Below are 6,190 nucleotides of genomic sequence, written 5' to 3' on the forward strand. Positions count from 1 at the left end.
GAAGAATTTCAAGATAGCTAAATCCTACCCAACTGTAGCGAATCTATTGAACCTTCACAACTATACACATGCATAGTGATGTTGGAAATATCTTCCATAATATTACTACTCTATTTTAGAAAAGCTATTTAATACGCACGTAATGACTGCTAAAATATCTTCCATAATGCTACTACTCTATTTTAAAAAATTCTTTTAAATTAGATATTCTATAATAGTTTCTTTTTCTGTGAAGTACTTCAATTACAAAACCTAATTGTGTGAAAAGATTCAAATAATTAAAAATGGTTTTTTCATGTACTCCAATCTGATTACTACATTCTTTTATTGTTTTTCCATTGGTATCATTTAGGAATACAAGTAGCTTTAAAGTTCTATCTACTCTCCTAGTATTTCTAATCTCCTTAAATGTTCTTGATCTTGTATTTATAATCATAATATTACAATTTAATTTCTCAATAAGTTAATTTGCTTTCTTAAATTGCCTGTTACTTTATTTGGCACTCCTGACGGTCTCCTATTTGGATTACTTGCCTTTCATTTCTGTAAATCTTTGTTCTCTTCAAAATCTTTTAATCATTATCTTCTTGATTATCCCTCCTTTCAATACCATCAAGCAATATATCTACGCCTTTTGGGTTCAGCTTTAACCTGGTCTGTAATAAAATCTCCCTTTCTTCAAACTCCTCATTTATATGAAATTATTTTTTACAAGTTGTTTCTCCTAAAATTATACTTTCCAGTATTTTAAATTTTGTGTTTTGCTCATAATGACAAGCTCTACACCCTCACTATAGGCAAGTGTAGATTTTCTATAAATATTTCTTTGCGTCTCTCTAATATATCGCTATAAGTCGCTCAATTTCATGAGGTGAAATGCTTTCAGATTCTTTTAATCTTTGTTTCAACTTAGAGTATCTCTTAGTTAATTTACCTGCATAGCATCTTTTGAAATATTTCTTATATAATTCCATATAAAGTCGGTCGCTATCAAAATAAGCCCCATAGCGTTTCTCTATTGCTCTATACTTTTTACTTTGTATTTGCTTCTCATACATATAACCTTTAAATGCTAATCGGTGAAGAAAATACTTATCTATCAAGTATAGTTTTCTACAGTATTTTTTTGTGTGAGGGCAAATAAAAAACCAAACTTTACTTTTGCCCAAATTTGATTCTTTTGTAGCTAATTCAACTCTATATGATATTGGTTTACTGTTAAGAGTGTAATCTAATTTTAAAATGGCTTTCCTAGTCTAGTATTTACTTCGATAGAAATACTACCAGTCTTCGTGCCATGTCTACTCCATGTTATTTCACCTAACATATACAGATTGGATTTAAGGTAGCCCCATTTATTAAAGTCTGAAATAGATAATTTTTTGCAATTATCATATAATGTTGGAAAAGTTGACATTTGTGGCATAATAATTCTCAATATATGGGAAACCTAAATTATTAAGGAACATAGGGTTTTAATCTTCTGAAAAGCAATTTTATGTCTGGTAATAGCGTAATTAAAAGTTGGACACAAAAATGAGTTAACTACTTAACTTTGTGTACTATGACAAGACATCGAAAGAAATGGACTCCAGAGGAGAAATTGGAGATTCTGAATTACAAGAAGACACACGGACTTACCAAGGCTTCACGAGAGTTTGAAGTAAGTACGGTGAGTATCCTTAATTGGGAAAAGGTTTATTCAGAACAAGGGCCAGAAGGTTTTAAAAAGGGAGCCAAGACCTCACTTGAGAGAGAACTTCAGCAACTTCGTAGAGAGAATCGTGAATTAAAGGCCATAGTAGCCGAAAAGGATTTAGCTATCCGAGTGAAGGATTCATTATTAAAAAAAAGCCAGCAACGAAAATAGAGAAAATGATGATAGTGGAAGATTTTCAAGAAGCTGGTTGTCCATTAAGTTGTCTGCTAAAACTGACTGGCTTAGCTCGTAGCACCTATTATTATATTTCTAAAGGGACTAAACCAGGTAAAAGAGCAAGTTCTTTTATAGCCAAATCTGACGGAAGCAGACATAATCTTCAAAAGGTAAAGCAGGATATTGAAACACTTCTTTCAGGGGAGTTTGTAGATTACTGATATTATAAGACTTACATCTATCTTACTCAGGAGTTAGGTTATAAAATAGGTTCTTGTAGCGTCTATAAGCTAATGAAAACCAATGGACTATTAAAATATCAACGGATAGGTAAAGTCAGAGGCAAACGAAACTGGGTTAAAGACTTAGTGCCTACTCCTGTAACTGAATTTTCGTTTCTGGAATTTGATATTAAGTATATATATGTGAGCGGTAAAAGAACCAATGTACAAGTGCTGACGGTTCTGGATGTTTATAGTAGATGGAATATGGGGCAGTACATCAACTGGTCTATTAGAGCCAATGATGTAATTGCTCTGTTTGATGAAATCTTTCAAAACTATCAAATGCCAAGGCAATTTATTGTAAGAAATGATAATGGTAGTCAATTTGAGGCTGATATGGTTCAGCAGTACATGAGACTTAAAGGAGTAACACAAGAATTCACTCTGCCTGCAACACCACAGCAAAACGCACACATTGAATCCTATCATTCAATACTCGAAAGTGCCGTTTGTCAGAGAATGGAACTCGAAAATTTAGAAAATACAAGAGAAGTTATGAAACGATTCAGAGAGTTTTATAACTTTAACAGAATTCATGGAGGATTAGGCTTTAAAAGCCCTTATAAATATTTACTTGTAAAAAACTAAATTTAAATCAACACTTTGAAGAAAATTAGATTTTTATTATCTGACAATATATACATTCCAATTTCTCATATTTAAGATTGAAAATAAGGCACTTACAGTCAATTATTACTTATAAGAAATGTGAGATTTATTCTTAGCTAAAGTCAGTTGTCTGTAATATCAAATCTTAATTTTTACAATTTACTCCAAAAGAATGTTGACATGAAAATACCCATTCATCAAATTAGCTTACAAAATTATTAAATCAATTATAGTGTCCAATTAATTGCATTTGAGACAGTCTTAGTTATTAAATAATTTTTGATTTTTCTTAACCTTTCGAGATGAGGTAAAAATACCTTTCTACCGTTATTGTTTTTTAAAATTGTGAGGTGACTATCTATAAAATTTGAAACATTATTTGCCGTTTCAGCTTGATTCAATTTAATAGGGTATTCAAGGAGAACAATGCTGTTGAAATAATTTTCTAATTCATTAACTTTATCTGACCAATCTAAAGGCTGTTTTACCATTAGTTTAACCTCTTCATGAATTGGCAATTGTATTATCTCCTGTACATTTGATTGGTTGTTAGAGTTTACCTCATTCGATTCAATAAATTGTTTATAATCAAACTGTATTAAATAATCTGCTAAATCATAACCCTCCCTTTTATCTTCATCAGTAGCATTAATTTCTAATAAGTCAGAGACATTACAATTAGTAATACTTAATAGCTCTTTTGCTTTATTTTCCCACTTTTCAAAACCGTTTAAGTCAGGAAATAAGAATATATTAAAACCTGACAGAACCTTACATTTCTCTATAGATAAGTTAGTAAGGCTACCTGCCGCTAACCAAATGAACTGAGGTAAATAAACGCTTGCAATTATGGCAGTTTTTTCACTTTCAACTATTGCAACAGGCTTTGATTTATCAATCATAAGATGTTCACCAAATAAGCATTGTTTAAGCTCAAAATTAGCCAATTTAAGCGTTGTATGTACCCAGTTGATATGATTGATAGGTTCTTTTACTCTTTTACCCGTAAAGGGGTTATAAAGCATGATTTTACCTGTCCTTATATTATAATCTTTATCTATTTGCCAAAATACTGTTGCACCATTCCAAAGCTTAGAAGTACCAATAAAATATTTGCTTATTAATTCGTTTGTAATTTCAATACCAAAAAGATTTATAAGAAACTTTACAAACTCATTAGATTCGCAATTTTTTAAACTTTCATTAAATACTTCAAATGAAATAAATGAAATCACTTTTTGTTGTGGAGGTAAATTTTTCTTTTGTTGATTATACTTATTGGGGCTATCATTAGAAATATGATTATCTAAGAAGTACTGCTTTGGAGTATAATGATAAGTACAACTACTTTCACGATTACATCTTCCTACGCTATTATTCAGGTGTTCGCCTGTTTCTTTATCAATGTAACGAGCAAATACTTTATCTTTACTACAATTAGGGCAGGTATAACGGGTTTTATAGCCTTTATAGGGTTCTAAAATATACTTATATTCATTCATCTTAATACACTTTTTAGAAGAAGTGTAACGCCTGTAACAAGTGTAACACCCTGTTACAAGTGTTACAACTGTTACGGTTTTTCTAAGATTCTTTTTACTTTCATGTGAGAAATGCCTAATAATACACCTATTTCTCTAAGGCTTTTCCCCTGTTGTTTCAATTCCTCAATCTTATCTTTTTGATTTTCCTTATCTTTTTCCGTATGTTGCTTTAAGTGTTCCTTTTCTATTCCAAAATTTAGAAAATCAAATTGTAAGAAATTATACGGCTTTTCTATCTGAAATACACAAACATTCTCAGTATCATAAATTTGTTCTGTATTTCGTTGTTTTATCTGCTTGATGTACCTTAAACTTTTGTCACTATAGCTTTCGCCAATTGAAAAACAACTATCACAAAAATTAATAAGCATCTTACTGCCTTGTAAATCATTTCGGCTTATTGGCTTTGATAAGTCCCGTTTTGGAGTGTGAGCTAAAGCTAAAATTGAAAGATTGTATTTACTCTTTAATGATTTTAAATGTTTCATTAATGGCAAAGCATCTTTCGCTTTTTCAGTTTCGTTTTTTAGGTACGTAAGATTATCAATTATTAAAATCTTTGCATTGGTTTCAATAATTGAACGTTCAAGCGAACTATTAAGAAACTCTTCAAAAGTTTGCTTTTCAGGGATTACAGCATCAGAATCAATTTCAACTCTTAAAAAGTTATTATCGAACTTATAGTGTAGCTGATAATTTGTAGAGTAGCGAATTTCAAATTGTTTATCAGAAAGTTCAAAATCAAAGTATAATACTTTTTGCTTTGGAGCTTCTAATCTGAAAGCTCTAATTGACTCCCCTTTGCTTATACTATCCCCAATCTGCACCGCCAAAATGGATTTGCCTAAATTAGTATCTGCAAATAGAATACAAATCTCACCTTCATACCAAAATTCACTAAATAGCATTTTTGGAATTGGTCTACTTTTCGCCTGGTCAATCCAACTATTAGCAGACTTAATCATAAATAATCCTTTCTTCTCACTTAATGAAGAATTCTGCTCTAATAGCTTATTAGTTTCATCTATAATTTTATTAGGATTAATACCAAATTTATCTAAATCAAATTTTGGGTTTAATGCTCCTAAATTCTTATCTTTATCTTGTTGTTTATTTGAAGAATCAGAGCTGTTCAATGGTGTTTCGTCTTTCATTGTTCAGCTCTTTTTTGTGTACGTATAATCAACTTAGGAGATTCAATTAATTCTGAATATTTGAAGCGTTTCAGGTTGCCGATTCTATAACTTTTTATAATACCTGCTTTTTCCCATTGCCAAATAGATACAGTAGAAACTCCAAACAATTCAGAGGTTTGTTTGACATCTAAAAAACGTTCTTCGGGCTGTACTAACGGAGTAGGAGGAATGTCAGGCTTTAATTGTGCCAAACAATTTTCGATTGATTCAAGCCTGTTAAAAATGGCTTCATAGGGATTTAAAAATACTTGCTGCATGATTTTATATAATTAAAATGATGCTCCAAATATTAAGTGTGGTAGTGGAGGAGTAGTGAAAAGAAATTAAAGCTATAAAGTAATCGACTGATTATCAGGAATTTATAGTTTGAGAAAAATAAAAAATAGTAGTGATTCAGTAGTGATTTATTTCCGTCTTATATCATTGTCATATTTCGTAGCTACTTTTTTATAACCGAAATCTTTTAATATTTTTATTACTTTATCTTTATCTCTAATATCAAATGATTGTGCATTGCTTTCAAGAGTAGAGAATGAATAACAAAACCCAAATCTTTCTTCTATGTTTTTCGATAATACCTTATATTTTTCGTTATTATCTCTAAATTTTTCAGGAAAAAAACGGGTTGTAGATTCAAATGTATGATGAGTTGAATAAATAAAACAAGGGAGCGAACTTTGC

Annotated in this window: 8 protein-coding genes; 3 read left to right on the forward strand and 5 right to left on the reverse strand. The window is 30.7% G+C overall.

The genetic code is table 11. The annotated features are described in order from the left end of the window. Nucleotides 1-172: 172 nt before the first annotated feature. Nucleotides 173-436, reverse strand: coding sequence for a hypothetical protein (locus ACYVFA_RS08135; RefSeq protein WP_460471318.1), 264 nt, complete (start codon nt 434-436; stop codon nt 173-175). Nucleotides 437-1,564: 1,128 nt separating this feature from the next. Here ACYVFA_RS08135 and ACYVFA_RS08140 point away from each other — a divergent pair. The 3 genes from ACYVFA_RS08140 (at nt 1,565) to ACYVFA_RS08150 (ending at nt 2,748) form a co-directional block, all read left to right on the forward strand. Then, nucleotides 1,565-1,870, forward strand: a complete 306-nt coding sequence (locus ACYVFA_RS08140) for a transposase (RefSeq protein WP_460471319.1) — start codon at nt 1,565-1,567, stop codon at nt 1,868-1,870. A 5-nt stretch (nt 1,871-1,875) separates the two neighbouring features. Continuing rightward, entirely contained in the window at nt 1,876-2,097 is a 222-nt protein-coding gene (locus ACYVFA_RS08145) for a hypothetical protein (RefSeq protein ID WP_460471320.1), read from the forward strand. 72 nt (nt 2,098-2,169) lie between these two features. After that, nucleotides 2,170-2,748 (forward strand): transposase, encoded by a 579-nt coding sequence (locus ACYVFA_RS08150; protein WP_460471321.1) that lies wholly within the window; start codon nt 2,170-2,172, stop codon nt 2,746-2,748. A gap of 248 nt (nt 2,749-2,996) precedes the next feature. Here the strand turns inward: ACYVFA_RS08150 and ACYVFA_RS08155 are convergent, their stop codons facing one another. The 4 genes from ACYVFA_RS08155 to ACYVFA_RS08170 all read right to left on the reverse strand — a co-directional run. Beyond that, nucleotides 2,997-4,271, reverse strand: coding sequence for a DUF6965 family protein (locus ACYVFA_RS08155; protein WP_460471322.1), 1,275 nt, complete (start codon nt 4,269-4,271; stop codon nt 2,997-2,999). A 71-nt stretch (nt 4,272-4,342) separates the two neighbouring features. Next, on the reverse strand, nt 4,343-5,467 hold the full coding sequence (locus ACYVFA_RS08160) for an AAA family ATPase (RefSeq protein ID WP_460471323.1): 1,125 nt from the start codon (nt 5,465-5,467) through the stop codon (nt 4,343-4,345). Beyond that, entirely contained in the window at nt 5,464-5,766 is a 303-nt protein-coding gene (locus ACYVFA_RS08165; protein WP_460471324.1) for a hypothetical protein, read from the reverse strand. Before ACYVFA_RS08165 ends, ACYVFA_RS08160 begins: the two co-directional genes overlap by 4 nt. A 147-nt stretch (nt 5,767-5,913) precedes the next feature. Next, a partial coding sequence (locus ACYVFA_RS08170) for a hypothetical protein (RefSeq protein ID WP_460471325.1) occupies nt 5,914-6,190 on the reverse strand: 277 nt, incomplete at its 5' end.

The organism is Emticicia fontis (assembly GCF_054779675.1).